The following is a 17,028-nucleotide window of genomic DNA, read 5'->3' as shown; positions in this document are numbered from 1 at the left end:
GTGACATCCAACAGGAACATCAAAGCCCCCCGTTAACAAGAAACGGGGGGCTCTTTTTAATGGATCCCAGGTGTTCCTTAAGCGGCCATATGGGCCGCCGCCTTAACAAAGGCCGAAATCAACGGGTGGGTTTCGCCTTTCAGGGCTGATCGTTCGGGTTGAAACGCCGTACCGATGAAAAACGAATGATCCCGCAATTCAATTGCACGCGGATCGTCGTGATCATCCCACGCGCTGACAACCAGGTCACTTTGCGCAAATAGGGGCACATATTCCCGGGCGAACCCGTAACTGCAGCGATAGGTTTCATTGACGGAAACTGCACCGTAATATTTGGCGATCCTGCTGTGCGGGGCCAGCTTGATATCACCAGCCTGATCGATCAGGGCGCATACCAGCGGCGCGATCAGGGGCAAGGCCGCATCGGGGTTTGTCTCGGCATTGTCGGCATCAGATAACCCCAACACGTTACGGGCATATTCCAGCACTGCATGCTGATACCCGCCACAGGTGCCCAAAAACGGCACGTTATGTTCGCGGGCATACCGAATGGCAAACAGGGCGCCTTCCATGCTGTCATACGGGCTGGCTGGCACACACCAGATACCCGAAAAACCGGCCAGTAAAGTTTGCACGTCATCATCGGCCAGCCGCGACGTAGGGATCCATTCAATACTGGCATCACAGCCATTGGCAGTTGCGGCGATATCGATGGCGGGGGGAATGGCCTGATGGGCGGTAACGGCAGGGTTAAAATCGCCGATCAGGGCAATGCGGATTTTCGTCATGTTCAACCTCGTTCACCGGGGAAAATCCCCTTAAAAAAAACCGAGGGAACTGCGGCTTGCACAAAATAAAACCGGCCCGCAAAACGGGCCGGAATACAAAGCGTTTTCACCGCTGCCTTTGTCAGAAATACTACAAAGAACCTGATCGCGCCATATCTTCTAACGCAATTTTTACAGCCTGTGCCCGGTTGGACACATGCAGTTTGCGATAAACGTTTTTAAGATGATATTTAACCGTGATTTCACGCAAATCGAGATGACGGGCGATATCCTTGTTGGGTCGCCCCTCGGACAGCAACGCCAGCACTTCGCGTTCGCGCGGCGTCAGACGGGCAAAATCGCCATCAACGCCAAACTGGCCGGCATGGCGCATGCTGCCATGTTCGTTTTTATTACCAAATCCTTCGGCAAAATTGCTCAGGATGCTGGATGGCAGGTATTTTTCCCCGGCCAGAACCAGCCGAATGGCATTTGCCAGGGCTTCGCCCCGCAAGGTTTTCGGAATAAAACCCTGTGCGCCATTTTCGATCGCATGGCGAACATCTTCGCCGTTATATGCGCCGGAAAGCAGCACGACAGGAACCCCGACCCCAACCTTGTCAAGCGTTATCCTTAAACCGTCCAACCCGTTCATGCCCGGCATACGAAGATCAAGCAAAATCAGGTCAAACGGATTTTCCGGATCAATCTTTTCCAGCGCAGGCTCAAGAGAACCAGCCTCGACGACTTCGCACTCTTCGAAATACTGCTGGAATAAAAGAGATAACGCCTCACGGACCAGATCGTGATCATCTGCAAGAAGGATACGCAAAACTCTCGCCTTTCTCTAGCGGATGCAAGGCATTTTGCCCCAAACCGTATACATGTTTATATGTTGTCACTTATGCGATGACAATTCCGACCAAAGTCGATTGGACATGCAGAATAAGCGAGCCCCTAGTAGTTTGCAAATCCCAACTGGTTAATTTGAGGCGTTTTATTCAATTTGATGAATAAAACGCCTCTCAAGAACCATCCATGCATCCGGTTTTACAGAACTTCTGCCCGTGCCTGTGGGCGCAATTCCTCTAGTCTGGTGGTTAATTGCGATATCGTCATATCGATATTGTGGCGGGCGAAGTCAGCCAGAATGGCAACAACCACCCCGTTTTCACGGGGGTCGGCAACAACATCGCCGATAATTTTATGGGCATATTGTGCGCATTCCGCATCATTCATGCCCATTTCCCGCCCGGCCCACATTGCCAGTAATTTATATAAATGGGCCTCGACACGAAAGTTCTGCTCCAGATCAAAGCTGTATTTGGCTTCAAATCCGCGTTCACGATCCGACATTTTGCTCATGGGTGCCTCCCTTTCCATTGGGCCAGTAGCGATATATCCTGTCTTGCCTATATATCTGTGGCCGATAACAGTCTTTGTCACGCGACGAACCTGTTTTTTCTTTTCAATTTGACAAATACCACCTCGAACGGCTTTGATCTGGAACATGTGTACAGTCATTATTTTACGACGCCCCGACCACGAATGGCCAGTCCTGATCGGCGCCAATCGCGACGAAATGAAGAACCGCCCCTGGCAGCCCCCTGCCCGCCACTGGGATGACCGCCCCGATGTTATTGCCGGGCTGGACGAACTGGGCGGAGGCACATGGCTGGGCATGAACGAAGAAGGTGTGGTGGCTGCGGTTTTAAACCGCTATGGCACCCTTGGCCCGGCAGACGACAAACGATCACGCGGGGAATTACCGCTTGAGGCCCTAGACCATGCCGATGCCATTGTTGCCGCCCAGTCGCTGGCGGCCCTTGATGGTGACGCCTATCGACCGTTCAACATGGTTATTGCCGATAACCGCGATGCCTATTGGCTGGCAAACCGAGGTACGGGCAAAATCGAAATCCATGAAATCCCCGAAGGATTTTCAATTCTGACGGCGCATGACATTAACGACACGAAAAACAGCGAACGCACGGCGCGCAATCTGCCCCGGTTTATCAGTGCGCCCGTTCCCAACCCCGAAGCCGACGACTGGTTCGCCTGGCAAGCGTTAATGGCCGACACCGGTATTTTGCCGCCCGATGTTGATCATCACGATATTCGCGGGGACGCCATGCTGGTGCGCAGCAATATCGGATTTGAAACTGTTTGCTCGTCCCTGATCGGGCTTCCTGGTATACCTGTTGTCGAAAATGAACTGCCCCGTCGGCCGGTTTGGCTGTTTGCCAATGGCCAGCCCGACCACGCGCCGTTCCAGCCAGTTGAAATTTAGACCCGAACGTTGCAGAATTTGATTATCAAACCTGCGTAAATAGACCTTACGCGACAATTGAGTTTCCAGGCCAGCACTGCTATAGGAAGGGCGTTTCCAGGGTGCATGGGCCTGCCCCAACTGCCAAAATGTGAAAGATCCCGCCAGATGTCGAGAAAACGACCGATTTACGAGGGTAAAGCCAAGGTTTTGTACGAAGGCACAGAACCAGGCACGATCATCCAGTATTTCAAGGATGATGCCACCGCGTTCAACGCCCAGAAGCGCGGCACCATTGCCGGCAAGGGCGTTCTGAACAATATGATCACCGAATTCGTGATGCATCGCCTGGCTGAAATCGGGATCCCGACGCATTTCATTCGCCGCCTCAACATGCGCGAACAACTGGTTCGCAAGGTCGAGATCGTGCCGATTGAAGTTGTGGTTCGCAACATTTGCGCCGGTTCCATGGCCAAACGTCTTGGTCTTGAAGAAGGCATGAAACTGCCGCGTCCGATTGTCGAATTCTATTATAAAGACGACGATCTTGGCGATCCGCTGGTTTCAGACGAACATGTGCTTGCCCTTGGCTGGGCATCGCCCGAAGAACTTGAAGAAATTGTTGGTTATTCCTTGCGCATCAATGACTATCTGTGTGGTCTGATGCGCGGTATCGGCCTGAAACTGGTTGATTTCAAACTGGAATTTGGCCGGATTTTCGACAACGAATTTTCACAGCTGGTTCTGGCTGACGAATTCAGCCCCGACAATTGCCGCCTGTGGGATGCCATCACCAACGAAAAGATGGACAAGGATCGCTTCCGCCGCGATCTGGGTGGTGTCGAGGAAGCCTATCAGGAAGTGGCGCGCCGCCTTGGTGTCCTGCCTGAATCCGCCGAAATAGAGTCGCTGAATAAAGATGCGACGACCTGATTGCGAAGGGCCGCGCTTGCGCGGCCCTTTCATTATATATGCGCCGGCTCGGTGGTACGACCGGCATTGTCTGAATTAATTGACGATCGCCTTTGGCGACTGCGAACCAACCAAGGAGCTTCTCGTGAAAGCACGTGTTCATGTCACCCTGAAAAACGGTGTCCTCGATCCGCAGGGCAAGGCAGTTCATCACGCCCTGCAAGGCCTGGGATTTGCCGGCGTCGAAGATGTCCGCCAGGGCAAGTTTATTGAACTTGAACTTACCGGTACCGATGTGGACAAAGCCCACAGCGACGTTACCGAAATGTGCGAAAAGCTGCTCGCCAATACGGTGATCGAAAACTACGAAATCGACATCATCGCTTGAACCGGACGCGGGTCAGGCGCACAGCGCCCCAAAGCCCGCCCGAATAAACGGGAGATTGGCCAGTGAAAGCTGCTGTCATCGTATTCCCCGGTTCGAATTGCGACCGGGATGTCCAGGTCGCCCTTCAGAACCGGATGGGCACCGCACCGCATATGGTGTGGCATCGGGAAACTACCCTTCCCAAAACCGATCTGATCGTCCTGCCGGGCGGTTTTTCCTATGGCGACTATTTGCGTTGTGGCGCCATGGCCGCCAACAGCCCGATCATGCGCGCTGTTGTTGCCGCCGCCAGGGCTGGTACCCCGGTTCTGGGTATTTGCAACGGCTTCCAGATTTTGATCGAGGCCGGGCTGCTGCCAGGTGCGCTGATGCGCAACCGCGATCTGAAATTCATCTGCAAGGATGTGAATTTGCGGGTCGAAACCACCGACAGCATCTTTACCAGCCGCTTTAACAACGGCGAAATCATCAAAATCCCGGTTGCCCACCATGATGGCAACTATTTTGCCGATGCTGAAACCGTTAAACGCCTGAAGGGCGAAGGGCAAATTGTCCTGCGTTATTGTGATAGAGACGGCGAGGCGACCGATGCTGCCAATATCAACGGGTCGGTATCGAATATTGCCGGGATCGTTGATGAAGAACGCCGTATTTTCGGTCTGATGCCCCACCCCGAACGCGTGATCGAACCGCTGCATCGCGGTACGCACGGTGCAATGATATTTGATTCGCTGATGGAGGCGCTGGCATGAGCGAGATCACCCCGGACGTTATTAAAAGCCACGGCCTGACAGATGACGAATACAAACTTGTTCTCGATATCATGGGGCGCGAGCCGAACCTGACAGAACTTGGCATTTTTTCGGTCATGTGGTCCGAGCATTGCTCGTACAAATCATCAAAAAAATGGCTAAAAACCCTGCCGACCAAGGCACCCTGGGTTATTCAGGGCCCCGGTGAAAATGCCGGTGTCATTGACATAGGCGACGGCCAGGCCGCCATTTTTAAAATGGAAAGCCACAACCACCCGTCCTTTATCGAACCCTATCAGGGTGCGGCAACCGGTGTTGGCGGCATCATGCGTGATGTGTTCACCATGGGTGCGCGTCCGGTTGCCAACCTGAATGCCCTGCGTTTTGGTGCCCCCGAACACCCCAAAACCCGCCACCTTTTGTCGGGTGTGGTTGAAGGCATTGGCGGATACGGCAACTGCATGGGTGTTCCGACCGTCGGCGGCGAAACCAATTTTCATCCGTCCTATAACGGCAATATTCTGGTTAATGCCATGACCGTTGGTCTGGCTGATACCAACAATATTTTCTATTCCGCCGCTGCGGGTGTTGGTAATCCGGTGGTTTATGTCGGCTCGAAAACCGGGCGTGACGGCATTCACGGGGCGACCATGGCCTCGGCTGAATTTGATGATGCCTCGGCCGACAAACGCCCGACCGTTCAGGTTGGCGACCCGTTTACCGAAAAACTGCTGCTTGAAGCCTGCCTTGAACTGATGGCAACCGACATGATCGTCGCCATTCAGGATATGGGCGCTGCCGGTCTGACGTCATCCTCGTTTGAAATGGCATCCAAGGGCGGCGTCGGTGTCGAGCTGTGGCTGGATAAAGTGCCGATGCGCGAAGAAGGCATGACCCCCTACGAACTGATGCTGTCAGAATCGCAGGAACGCATGCTGATGGTGCTTAAACCCGGTTGCGAAGATGCCGCCAAGGCCATTTTCGACAAGTGGGAACTGGACTTTGCCGTGATTGGCAAACTGACCGACAGCAAACGCATGACCCTGATGTGGCATGGCGATGTTGCCGGCGACCTGCCGATTGATCCGCTGGCCGAAGCCTCGCCGGAATATGACCGTCCGTGGGAAGAAACCCCGAAACAGGACCGCATTTCAGCCGACAGCATCGAACAGAAAATGCCGCACAGCGAAGCCCTGAAAACCCTGATGGGCTCGGCTGATTTGTCGTCGCGGCGCTGGATATGGGAACAGTATGACCATATGGTGATGGCCGATACGGTTGTCCGCCCCGGTGGTGATGCCGCTGTTGTCCGGGTTCACGACACCCGCAAGGGCATTGCCGTCACCACTGACTGCACCCCGCGTTATGTTAAGGCCGACCCGGTACAGGGCGGTATGCAGGCCGTTGCCGAAGCCTACCGTAACCTGACAGCTGTTGGCGCAACCCCGCTTGCCATCACCGATAACATGAACTTTGGCAACCCCGAACGCCCGCGCATCATGGGCCAGTTTGTCGGGGCCTGTAAGGGCATTGGCGAAGCCTGTATTGCGCTGGACTTTCCGGTGGTTTCGGGCAACGTATCGCTTTACAACGAAACCAACGGCGAAGGCATTTTGCCGACCCCGGCAATTGGCGGCGTCGGCGTTATTCCCGATGTGGGCCGCATGGCAACGATTGCCCTGAAAAGCAAGGATTCGGTTCTGGTTATGCTGGGGTCGCCCACGGGCGAACTGGGCCAGTCGGTTTATCTTAAAAACATCGAATGCCGCGAAGAAGGCGCACCGCCCCCCGTTGACCTGAATTCGGAAAAACGGGTTGGCACGCTGGTGCGTGGTCTGATCACGGCCAACGTGGTCCGGACCTGCCACGACATTTCGGATGGGGGCCTTTTGGTTGCCGTTGCAGAAATGTGCCTGGCGGGCAATATCGGTGCCGATTTGCACCTGCCCGAAAGCGGTAGCGAAATTGCATGGCTGTTTGGTGAAGACCAGGGCCGTTACATTGTTGCCACCCGCGACCCTGACAGTGTGATCAACGCCGCAGCCAATGCCAATGTCCACGCCGTGATTATCGGCAATGCCGGTGGCACCGCCATCACCATCGAAGGCGAAGACCCGCTGGAACTCGATGATTTGCGCGACGCCCACGAAGGCTGGATGCCTACCTATATGGCAGAAACCATCAACTGATCGTCGGTGATTTCGCCAGTGTCAGACCAAACGTCAAACCCCGCCGCGGCATCGCCCGGCGGGGTTTTTCTTTACCCCTTTTAGAGCACGTCGCGTTTAATCTGCGCCATTTTGTTTGTTTTTGGCGAACCGTTTGGCAAGGCACAGCGTGCAGAGCGATGCGGCGCATCGGTCAAAAGGTGTAACGCCGCGAAACGTCGCCAAAATCAAACCCTTCGGGCCGGGACAGTCTTCCGCCCCACCACGTCAGGACCCTTGACCGTAGCCCCGCTACGCTCTGCGGATCTTTCCTTGTGCGACAGAAGACTGTCTCCGGCAAAATGGTGCAGATTAAACGCGACGTGCTCTAAACCAGCCCGCTGGCGACTTTCGCAGGAAAGACATCTGCCAGCCAGTCAATGAACACACGCAGGCGCGGCGTCACATACCGGTTTTGCGGGTAAACAACATGAAAGGGATAGGATGCAGGTCGCCAGTCCCTTAAAATCTCAACAAGGTTCCCGTTTTGCAAATCTGCCCCGGCGGCATAGGAAAACGTTTGAATAATCCCCAGCCCCGCCACCACGGCGGCAAGATGGGCGTTGCTTTCGTTCACACTAAAGCGGCTTTCAACCTTGATCTCCACCTTCTCGCCGTTCTGCAAGAAGCGAAATGGAAACGGCCTGCCGTCGCGGGTCGAATTATAACTGATCAATCTGTGCCCGTTCTTTAGTTCGTTCGGATAAGCCGGAATACCATATTTTTTCAAATATGCCGGCGCGGCACAGGTGATCATGGGCGCTTTGCCGATCTGGCGTGCAATCAGCGACGAATTTTCCAACGGCCCACCGCGAATAACGCAGTCAACATTATCGCTGATCATATCGACCGTGCGGTCGGAAACGCCCAGTTCTATTTTGATATCGGGGTAAAGATCAAAAAATACAGGCAGCAACGGAATTAAAACATCACGCGCGGTTGACCCGCCAATATCAATTCGCAGCTTGCCGCCGGGATTGCTGCGTGATGCATTAAACGACGAATCAATCGCCTCCAGATTCCGTAATATACACAAGGCCTTGGCGTAATATTCGTCGCCTTCCGGCGTCACGGTAACCCGGCGCGTTGTCCGCTGAAGCAGTCTGACACCCAAATGAGCCTCCAGCTCCTGAACCAGTTTGCTCATGGTGGCATTGGGCATATTCAATGAATCTGCCGCGCGGGTGAAACTGCCCGCCTCGACCACGCGGGAAAATGCCCGCATTGCCAGTAACTGGTCCATTCCGGATTGCCCTTTTGTTGTGTCCTTTATTATACACACAGGTGAATAGTCATTTCAATTCCAAGGGATTTATTAACAAACATTCACCCTCTACCTTCTGGTCATTCACCGAACAACAGGCCGCGGGCCAAGGGCGCATCCCCCGCTTGATGTGGTTGCCCGACCCGGCCAAAATTGAAAAGGAAATGACCATGACCAACCAGCTTGAAGGAAAAGTCGCACTTGTAACGGGTGGCAGCACCGGTATCGGTCTTGCTTCTGCACAGGAACTGGCGCAACAAGGGGCGCGCGTTTTCATTACCGGCCGTCGCGAAGAAGAACTGAACGCCGCCGTCCGGACCATTGGCGCAAATGCCACCGGTATTCGTGCCGATGCCGCAAACAACCAGGACCTTGATGCGCTATATGCGCAAATCGCCAAATCCGCTGGCAAACTCGATATCCTGTTTGCCAATGCGGGTGGCGGCGACATGCTGCCACTTGGGGCCATCACAGAAGAACAGTTTGACCGCATCTTTGGAACGAATGTGCGCGGGGTTCTTTTTACCGTGCAAAAGGCACTGCCTTTGCTGACAAAGGGGGCATCGGTGATTTTAACATCCTCGACAACCTCCATCAAAGGCACTGAAAATTTCAGCGTCTACAGTGCAAGCAAAGCCGCCGTTCGTAACTTTGCCCGTTCCTGGGCCCTGGACCTGAAAGACCGCCAAATTCGCGTGAATGCCATCAGCCCCGGCCCGGTACGCACCCCGGGTTTAGGTGGACTGGTGCCCGACGATGCGCGGCAGGGCCTTTACGACTCCCTTGCCGCACTGGTGCCGCTTGGCCGTTTGGGTGAACCCGAAGAAATCGGCAAAGTTGTCGCGTTTCTGGCGTCTGACGCCGCAAGTTTTGTAAACGGCATCGAAATGTTTGTGGATGGCGGTCAGGCACAGGTCTAACGCCCGAAACGCCCCTATCCAGGCGCCCTCGTCAAACCCCGCCGCGGCATCGCCCGGCGGGGTTTTCGTTGGATGGCAATCTGTTGCAGGCACGCAAAAAAAAAGGCCGGTCAGCAAAACTGACCGGCCCTTACCTGAATTCAGAACGGCAATTCGCACGCCTTACAGCGTATTGTCAACGAAAGCTGATTTTCGGAAACAGGCTTTTCTTCGGCTTGGTTTTCGGGCCAACCTGTTCGTCAATTGAAGCAGCGATCTGGCGTGCGATGTTGGCGTAGGCCTGTGAATGCGCACCGTCGGGGTCGGTTTCGATAATCGGTTTACCCTCATCTGCCCCAAGGCGAATTTTAAGGTCCAGCGGGATTTCGCCCAAAAATGGCACACCCAGTTCATCGGCTGCCTTATGTGCGCCACCATGGTCAAAAACATGGTCCACATGCCCGCAATTGGGGCATTGATAATAGCTCATGTTTTCGATCAGGCCGAAAATCGGCACATTGACCTTGCGAAACATGTTCAGACCCTTGCGGGCATCAAGCAAGGCAACATCTTGCGGGGTGGAAACAATCACCGCGCCGGTCACTGGTACGCGTTGCGCCATGGAAAGCTGAATGTCGCCTGTGCCCGGTGGCATATCAACCACCAGCACATCAAGTTCGCCCCAGTCGGTATCGCGCAATAATTGCTCCAGCGCGCCCATCGCCATCGGGCCCCGCCATATTACCGGCTGCTCTTCGTCAATCATAAAACCGATCGACATGATCTTGACGCCAAAGGCCGAAGGCGGCGTAATTTTGCCTTCCTTTTTCGAATGGGTCGGCTTGGCTGTGCGCAGCCCCATCATGCGTGGCAGTGAGGGGCCGTAAATATCGGCATCCAGCAGCCCCACCGACAGCCCCTGACGGGCCAGTGACAGTGCCAGGTTCACGGCTGTTGTCGACTTGCCAACACCGCCCTTGCCCGATGCCACCGTAATGACAGACCGGATCGCTCCCAGATCAAGCGGGCGTTGTCCGCCGCCGGGTCCGGCTGCCCCGGCAGGTGGTCGTGTACCAATGCCCGGCGATGCGGGTTTATGGGCCGGGTCGTGGCTATGATTATGACCGTGATTATGACCGTGCGAATGTCCCGCATGGGACGGCGACGCGGGGGCCGAGGCGGCTTTTGCCCCGCCGCTGCGCTCTGCCGTCAGGGCGACGCGGGCTGTTGTGACCCCGTTCACACCATTTACGGCGCGCTCGGCGGCCTGGCGTAAATCTTCCAGTGACGGGCCACGCTCGGGATCGACACCGATCATAACTGTTACATTTTCACCACTTATATCAATGCCTTGCACCATATTTTTATCAACAATGCCTTTGCCATCAATCGGGTCCTGAACCTCGTTTAAAGCGGCAAGTATTGTTTCGCGTGTGGGGGAAGTCATATTGCGGTCTCCGATTTTTGGCTTATGTCCTTGATCAGTTGGGACATATGGGTGCCTATCGTTGTTTTGCGCGGCTAGCTGTCATATAAGGCGGAAGAGCAGCGTAATCAAAGAGAAACACGGAACGGCAAGGAGGGGAAGACACTCGATGCCATGGAATTCGCAAGGGGGCGGTGGCCCTTGGGGTAACGGCGGCGGCAATAATGGCGGCCAAAACCCATGGGGAAAACGCCCTTCAGGCGGGAACGGCGGCGGCGGAACGCCCCCCGATCTGGATGAAATGATTCGCAAGGGCCAGGACCGCCTTAAACGGCTGTTTCCTGGTGGCGGCGGCGGTGCCAAGGGTATTATCCTTATTGGTCTGGCCATTGTCGGTATCTGGTTGCTGACCGGTTTTTACCGTGTTCAACCAGGTGAACAGGGTGTCACCCTGTTATTTGGCAAATGGGTCGGCACGACGGGGCCGGGTTTGAATTATTTTCTGCCAGCCCCGATTGGCGAGGTCATTACCCCGAACGTCGAACGCACCAATCAGATCGAAGTTGGCTATCGCGGGTCAGGCATGGGGGCAAATTCCACCCGTGACGTCCCCGAGGAAAGCCTGATGCTGACCGGTGACCAGAACATTATTGATATCGACTATGTCGTTCAGTGGCGCATCCGCGACGCTGGCGCGTATCTTTTCAATATTCGTGACCCGGAAACCACGATCAAACTGGCCTCTGAAAGTGCCATTCGCGAAGTGGTTGGCAAAACCGATCTGGAAGCTGCGTTAACCATTGGCCGTGTTGAAGTTGAAGACCAGACACGGACATTGCTGCAAAGTATTCTGGATGGTTACAAATCCGGTATTTTCATTTCCGAAGTGAAAATGCAGAAGGTTGACCCGCCCAAAGAAGTTATCGACTCGTTTAACGACGTTCAGCGGGCCCGTCAGGACCGTGACCGTTCGCGCAACGAAGCCCTTGCCTATCGCAACGACATTATCCCGCGCGCCAAAGGTAATGCTGAACGCATGATCATGGAAGCCCGTGCCTACAAGGATCAGGTTGTGAAGGATGCACAGGGTGAAGCCGCACGTTTTGACTCGGTCTATAATTCCTATCTGACCGCCAAAGACGTGACCAAACGCCGCCTGTATCTTGAAACCATGCAGGAAGTGCTGAAAAGCTCGACCAAGGTTATTCTGAACCAGAAAGATGGCAGCAACGGCGTTGTGCCGTATTTGCCACTGCCTGAAATTCAGAAAAACACCGCCAGCCAGAACACCGGAGGCGACAAATAATGGCCAGTACAAAACTTATTATCGCCGCTGTCGTTCTGGTCATTGTTGCGATTGTCGGCTCGATGTGCGTGTTTACCGTCCGTCAGGACAAACAGGCACTGGTGCTGCAGTTTGGTAACCCGGTTCACGCAATTTCCGAACCGGGCCTGCATTTCAAACTGCCGATCCAGAATGTCGAGTACTACGAACGCCGTATTCTTGACCTTGACCCGCCGGTACAGCAGGTTTTGCTGTCTGATCAGAAGCGCGTCAATATTGACAGCTTCGCGCGCTGGAAAATCGTTGATCCGCTTCAGTTCCGTAAACGTGCGCTGAACGCGGACCAGTTTGTCCAGATTTTTGGTCAGCGCCTGAATTCGGTTATCCGGGGTGAACTGGCGCAATCGCCGCTCATCGCCCTGTTGTCCGATAACCGGGCCCGCATCATGGAAAAAATCCAGGCGGCTCTGGTTGAACCGGCCAAGGATTTTGGTGTTCAGCTGATCGATGTCCGAATTGGCCGGACGGATCTTCCTCAGGAAACATCGCAGGCGGTTTATAACCGTATGCAGTCCGCCCGTATTGCCGAAGCCTCCCAGCTTCGCGCAGAAGGCGAGGAAATCAAGTCCAAGACCCAGGCCGATGCCGAACGTGAAAAGGTCATTCTTTTGGCCGAAGCACGCCGCCAGTCCGAAACCCTGCGTGGTGAAGGCGACGCGGAACGGAACAAAATCCTGGGTGAAGCCTATAACAAGGATGCGAAATTCTTCGAGTTTTATCGTTCCTTGCAGGCATACCGTGAAGCCCTTTCAAACGGGACAACCATGGTGTTATCGCCGGATTCTGAATTCTTCAAATATTTTAATCAGTCAGAACCCGACGCAAGCCGCTAGACAAATTGATAAGGCGACCGGCATACTCTGCCGGTCGCCTTTTTGATTCATAAATAAAAAACGGGAACGTCCGCCCCCATGAAAGAACTCGCCACAGCCATTCTTCTGGCAATCGCGCTGGAGGGAATGTTTTATTCGCTGTTTCCGCGCGGGGCGAAACGGGTCATGGAGCTGATGCAGGAAATATCCGAAACCCAGCTTCGCATCGGTGGTCTGGTTGCAGCTGTTTTATGTGTGGCGGCAATTTGGGCAATGCGCCAGTTCTGGCAATAATTCCCTCGTACAAACCTGCCATTACCTGCTTTCTGGTCACAAACAGGCCGATTGACACAATATCCCCCACAGAAAACAGACTTCCACCTTACACTTGCCCTTTTTTCGCCAAACTCCCCCCTAATTTGGGAGAGGTGCGATGCAGTCCCTTGCATCGTCTGCTGCATAAATCATAAAAATCTCCGTGAACGCGGCAACAAACAGGATCAGAAACCATGCGAAAAGCATTTTACAATCCGGCCCGCAAGCTGTCTGCGGCGCTCGTGATTGTGTTATTCGGTGTGACCAGCATCGCGCAAAGCGCGTATGCCCGCGGCGCACCCGACAGTTTTGCCGATATGGCTGAGCGACTGCTGCCCGCAGTTGTCAATATTTCCACCAGTCAGCTTGTCGCTGATCGCCAGGGACCGGACTTCCAGTTTCCTCCCGGCTCGCCCTTCGAAGACCTTTTCCGTGATTTCATGGAACGCAATGGTCAGGGTAAAGGCGACGATCAGGGACAAAATGCGCCGAAAAAACACCGTGCCACCGCATTGGGTTCGGGCTTTATCATTTCGGCAGACGGTTACATCGTTACCAACAACCACGTGATTGATGGCGCGGATGAAATTTCCGTCACCCTGCATGACAACGAAACCCTTCCGGCAAAATTGATCGGCCGGGATACGAAAACCGACGTTGCCCTGCTGAAAGTCGAACCGAAAAAAGACCTGCCCTTTGTCAAATGGGGTGACTCGGACAAAGCCCGCGTTGGCGAATGGGCCATGGCCATTGGTAACCCGTTTGGCCTGGGTGGCACCGTTACCGCCGGGATCATTTCGGCACGTAACCGTGACATCAACCAGGGTCCGTATGATGACTTCATCCAGACAGATGCCTCGATCAACCGGGGGAACTCCGGCGGGCCGCTGTTTAACATGGATGGTGACGTGATTGGCATTAACAGCGCCATTTATTCGCCCTCTGGCGGGTCTGTCGGCATTGGTTTTGCCATTCCTTCGGCGATTGCCGAATCCGTTGTTGACCAGATCAAGGAATATGGCCGTCCGCGTCGTGGCTGGCTGGGTGTTCACATTCAGACCGTCACCGATGACATCGCCGATTCCGTTGGCCTTGATGAAGCCTATGGCGCGATGGTTGCCGGTGTCACCAAAGATGGCCCGGCCGAAAAAGCCGGCATCAAACAGGGTGACGTCATTTTGAAATTCGACGGTAAAAAAGTCGAAAGCATGCGTCGCCTGCCCCGCATTGTCGCCGAAACCAAAATTGGCAAATCGGTTGATGTGGAACTGTGGCGTGACGGTGCGAAAAAAGACATCAGCGTTGACCTTGGCGAAATGAAAGAAGACGCCACGGCCGACAGCAGCACCGATGATCATCAGGAACAGGCACCGGCACAAACCTCAAGCGAAGCCACCATTGATGCGCTTGGCCTGAAAGTTGCCAATGTCGATGACGAGCTGCGTCAACGTTTCAACCTGACCGCTGATACCGAAGGTGTGGTTGTGACCGATGTTGATACCGCCAGCTTCTCGGCTGAAAAGGGTGTTCGCCCGGGCGATATCATTCTCGAAGCATCGCATCAGTCGGTTAATACGGTTGATGAAGTTCAGAAAGCGGTTAAATCGGCACAGGATGATGGCAAACGCACCATTCTGATGTTGATCGAAACCTCGGCTGGCCCGCGTTACTTTGGCCTGACCCTGGACAAGCAAGACAAAAAAGACAAATAATCTGCCGGTAAATTCGCAGATTTAAACAATAAGGGGCGGCCTGAACAGGCCGCCCCTTTTGCATTATGGGCATTTATAAACCGGAAACAGACAGGTCTGCTGCGGGTCAACCGCCAACAAACTGATCGCGTGCATAACCTTGCAAATATAACAAAGCCGTCAGATCCCCATGGTTAATGCGAATGCGGGCCTGTTTTTGCACCGATGGTTTGGCATGAAAGGCCACCCCGGTTCCGGCAATCGAGATCATTTGCAAGTCATTGGCTCCATCGCCAACGGCAATGGCATCGCGTGCCGTAATCCCGTTTTGTGCGGCCAGCATTTCCAGTGCGTCCACCTTTGCCTGGCGGTCCAGAACCGGTTTTTGCACCTTGCCCGTCAGGGTGTTGTCGTCGTTGGTTAACAAGACATTGGCCTGATCAAAATCAAAGCCCAGGTCTTGACGTACAGCGGATGTAAAAAAGTCAAACCCGCCCGACACCAGGGCGGCATAAGCCCCGTTTGCCCGCATGGTGGCAACAAGCACGCGGGCACCACCGGTATATTCAATGCGCTTCCAGGCTTCGTCCAGCATTGCGGTTGACATCCCGGCAAGCAAACCAACCCGTTCGTCAATGGCTTCTTCAAAATCAAGTTCGCCGTTCATGGCGCGTGCCGTAATGGCGGCAACACGGTCTTTAACACCGGCAAAATCGGCAAGTTCATCAAGGGTTTCGCCGGTTACCATTGTACTGTCCATATCGGCTATCAACAGTTTTTTGGCGCGTCCCGCAGCTTTCTGCACAACCTTGTCTGCAGAAAAAACACAATTTCCCAATGCCTTTTCGGCTTCCTCAAGCGTTATATTCTCAAAGGCAATATCGCAGGCTTCATTTTGTGCAAGCCAGCTTGTATCGCCAACCCTGGCCCCGGCCTGCGTTAGCGCGGCGGTTGCCTCGTTAATCATATCATGGGTCAGGGCGCCGGAATTTGGCGCGGTGATCAGGGTCAACACCAGATCCATTTAATGCAGGCTCCTTGCTGGCTGTATTGGGGGATTATTGCCGTCTTTATCCTGATTGCGCGCCACAAAGACAAGAAAAGTTTCGCCAAAGACGGAACATCACCGGAGTAGAAACATTGATACAAGTAAGACACCTGCTATTTTGACGTTCGTTTTGCAGCCACGAATAACAGAAAGCCCATCATGGAGATCAGCACATTCACCGCCCGCGAGTTTAACCAGGATACCAGCAAAGCCAAAAAGGCCAGCCATAAAGGACCGGTTTTCATCACAGACCGGGGCAAACCCGCTCATGTTTTGCTGTCGATTGAGCAATACCAGAAAATCCTGGGCCTTGCGCCGTCGATTGTCGACCTGCTGGCAATGCCGGAAACCGTCGAAATCGATCTGAAACCCCAACGCATAGAAAATATGTCCGACCTGACGGATTTTAAATAATGTATCTGCTTGATAGTGACGTTATCGTTGAACTGCGTAAGGCAGGCAGCGAAAAAGCCAACGAAAATGTTGTCAAATGGGCCAATTCTGTGCCCACAGCAGGAACATTTCTGTCGGCTATTACCATTCTGGAACTTGAAATTGCCATTCTGGAATTTGAATGGGAAGACGAGGACCGCGGGCCGCTCATGCGCAAGTGGCTGGATGACCACGTAATTCCCGCCTTTGATGGGCGTGTGCTCCCCATCAACGAAAAAGTCGCCCGCAAATGCGCCCAGTTTCACAGCCGCGCGCCCCATTCCGAAGGGGCAACCCTTCTTGCTGCAACTGCCCTTGTGCATGGCCTGACCGTGGTTACCCGCAACACCGACGAATTCAAACCAACAGGTGTCACCATTTGCAACCCGTGGGATGCCCCGGAAGAGGCCCCGTGCAACCCCGAAGGTTAGAACATTTCGGGCCTTTTTGGCCGAAACCGGCAGGTAGTGGTGTGCCTGCCTGCTAACTTCCTTTCACGCA

General features: G+C 54.2%; 18 protein-coding genes. 12 read left to right on the top strand and 6 right to left on the bottom strand.

Features of this window, described 5'->3' with window-relative positions; genetic code table 11:
• Window positions 1-77: 77 nt before the first annotated feature.
• The 3 genes from J4E05_RS15360 to J4E05_RS15350 all read right to left on the bottom strand — a co-directional run bounded on the left by J4E05_RS15360 (window position 78) and on the right by J4E05_RS15350 (window position 2,132).
• Window positions 78-788 carry a CTP synthase C-terminal region-related (seleno)protein gene (locus J4E05_RS15360; RefSeq protein ID WP_349597143.1) on the bottom strand — a complete coding sequence of 237 codons (711 nt, stop codon included), beginning with the start codon at window positions 786-788 and terminating at the stop codon, window positions 78-80.
• A gap of 130 nt (window positions 789-918) precedes the next feature.
• A complete protein-coding gene (locus J4E05_RS15355) occupies window positions 919-1,599 on the bottom strand; it encodes a response regulator (protein ID WP_085591822.1) in 681 nt (226 codons plus the stop codon).
• A 218-nt stretch (window positions 1,600-1,817) separates the two neighbouring features.
• Window positions 1,818-2,132, bottom strand: a complete 315-nt coding sequence (locus J4E05_RS15350) for a DUF1476 domain-containing protein (RefSeq protein WP_349597139.1) — start codon at window positions 2,130-2,132, stop codon at window positions 1,818-1,820.
• 145 nt (window positions 2,133-2,277) lie between these two features.
• Between J4E05_RS15350 and J4E05_RS15345 the strand changes: the two genes are divergently transcribed.
• The 5 genes from J4E05_RS15345 to purL all read left to right on the top strand — a co-directional run bounded on the left by J4E05_RS15345 (window position 2,278) and on the right by purL (window position 7,277).
• Window positions 2,278-3,057 carry an NRDE family protein gene (locus J4E05_RS15345; RefSeq protein WP_085591818.1) on the top strand — a complete coding sequence of 260 codons (780 nt, stop codon included), beginning with the start codon at window positions 2,278-2,280 and terminating at the stop codon, window positions 3,055-3,057.
• A 147-nt stretch (window positions 3,058-3,204) separates the two neighbouring features.
• Window positions 3,205-3,969: a phosphoribosylaminoimidazolesuccinocarboxamide synthase gene (gene purC / locus J4E05_RS15340; RefSeq protein ID WP_073955996.1), complete on the top strand. Its 765-nt coding sequence runs from the start codon at window positions 3,205-3,207 to the stop codon at window positions 3,967-3,969.
• 124 nt (window positions 3,970-4,093) lie between these two features.
• Window positions 4,094-4,336 (top strand): phosphoribosylformylglycinamidine synthase subunit PurS, encoded by a 243-nt coding sequence (purS, locus tag J4E05_RS15335; RefSeq protein WP_085591816.1) that lies wholly within the window; start codon window positions 4,094-4,096, stop codon window positions 4,334-4,336.
• 62 nt (window positions 4,337-4,398) lie between these two features.
• Window positions 4,399-5,088, top strand: coding sequence for a phosphoribosylformylglycinamidine synthase subunit PurQ (purQ, locus tag J4E05_RS15330; protein ID WP_349597135.1), 690 nt, complete (start codon window positions 4,399-4,401; stop codon window positions 5,086-5,088).
• Window positions 5,085-7,277 (top strand): phosphoribosylformylglycinamidine synthase subunit PurL, encoded by a 2,193-nt coding sequence (gene purL, locus J4E05_RS15325; protein WP_349597132.1) that lies wholly within the window; start codon window positions 5,085-5,087, stop codon window positions 7,275-7,277. The genes purQ and purL overlap by 4 nt, the downstream gene beginning before the upstream one ends.
• Window positions 7,278-7,623: 346 nt before the next feature.
• Here the strand turns inward: purL and J4E05_RS15320 are convergent, their stop codons facing one another.
• Window positions 7,624-8,538, bottom strand: coding sequence for a LysR family transcriptional regulator (locus J4E05_RS15320; RefSeq protein ID WP_085591810.1), 915 nt, complete (start codon window positions 8,536-8,538; stop codon window positions 7,624-7,626).
• A 191-nt stretch (window positions 8,539-8,729) separates the two neighbouring features.
• Here J4E05_RS15320 and J4E05_RS15315 point away from each other — a divergent pair, with 191 nt between their 5' ends.
• A complete protein-coding gene (locus J4E05_RS15315; protein ID WP_349597129.1) occupies window positions 8,730-9,479 on the top strand; it encodes an SDR family NAD(P)-dependent oxidoreductase in 750 nt (249 codons plus the stop codon).
• Window positions 9,480-9,654: 175 nt separating this feature from the next.
• Here the strand turns inward: J4E05_RS15315 and J4E05_RS15310 are convergent, their stop codons facing one another.
• Window positions 9,655-10,905 (bottom strand): Mrp/NBP35 family ATP-binding protein, encoded by a 1,251-nt coding sequence (locus tag J4E05_RS15310; protein ID WP_349597126.1) that lies wholly within the window; start codon window positions 10,903-10,905, stop codon window positions 9,655-9,657.
• A gap of 148 nt (window positions 10,906-11,053) precedes the next feature.
• Between J4E05_RS15310 and hflK the strand changes: the two genes are divergently transcribed.
• The 4 genes from hflK (at window position 11,054) to J4E05_RS15290 (ending at window position 15,068) form a co-directional block, all read left to right on the top strand.
• Window positions 11,054-12,190, top strand: coding sequence for an FtsH protease activity modulator HflK (gene hflK / locus J4E05_RS15305; RefSeq protein WP_085591807.1), 1,137 nt, complete (start codon window positions 11,054-11,056; stop codon window positions 12,188-12,190).
• The gene (hflC, locus tag J4E05_RS15300; RefSeq protein WP_085591805.1) at window positions 12,190-13,062 is read left to right on the top strand and encodes a protease modulator HflC; all 873 of its coding nucleotides are present in this window, start codon (window positions 12,190-12,192) and stop codon (window positions 13,060-13,062) included. The genes hflK and hflC overlap by 1 nt, the downstream gene beginning before the upstream one ends.
• A gap of 78 nt (window positions 13,063-13,140) precedes the next feature.
• Entirely contained in the window at window positions 13,141-13,335 is a 195-nt protein-coding gene (locus J4E05_RS15295) for a DUF2065 domain-containing protein (RefSeq protein ID WP_085591803.1), read from the top strand.
• Window positions 13,336-13,550: 215 nt separating this feature from the next.
• Entirely contained in the window at window positions 13,551-15,068 is a 1,518-nt protein-coding gene (locus J4E05_RS15290; protein ID WP_349597121.1) for a DegQ family serine endoprotease, read from the top strand.
• 106 nt (window positions 15,069-15,174) lie between these two features.
• Here J4E05_RS15290 and serB read toward each other — a convergent pair whose 3' ends face one another.
• Window positions 15,175-16,071, bottom strand: coding sequence for a phosphoserine phosphatase SerB (gene serB / locus J4E05_RS15285; protein ID WP_085591799.1), 897 nt, complete (start codon window positions 16,069-16,071; stop codon window positions 15,175-15,177).
• Between the two features lie 183 nt (window positions 16,072-16,254).
• On the opposite strand from serB, the gene J4E05_RS15280 reads away from it, so the two are divergent.
• Window positions 16,255-16,509: a type II toxin-antitoxin system Phd/YefM family antitoxin gene (locus J4E05_RS15280; protein WP_349597118.1), complete on the top strand. Its 255-nt coding sequence runs from the start codon at window positions 16,255-16,257 to the stop codon at window positions 16,507-16,509.
• Complete coding sequence (locus J4E05_RS15275) at window positions 16,509-16,958, top strand: type II toxin-antitoxin system VapC family toxin (RefSeq protein ID WP_085591795.1); 450 nt, start codon at window positions 16,509-16,511, stop codon at window positions 16,956-16,958. The genes J4E05_RS15280 and J4E05_RS15275 overlap by 1 nt, the downstream gene beginning before the upstream one ends.
• Window positions 16,959-17,028: the final 70 nt, after the last annotated feature.

Origin of the sequence: Thalassospira sp. NFXS8 (assembly GCF_040148805.1) — a bacterium.
In the GTDB taxonomy this organism is placed as follows: Bacteria; Pseudomonadota; Alphaproteobacteria; order Rhodospirillales; family Thalassospiraceae; genus Thalassospira.
Note: the sequence above shows the minus strand (reverse complement) of the source record. Positions and strands in the feature narration are given on the sequence as shown.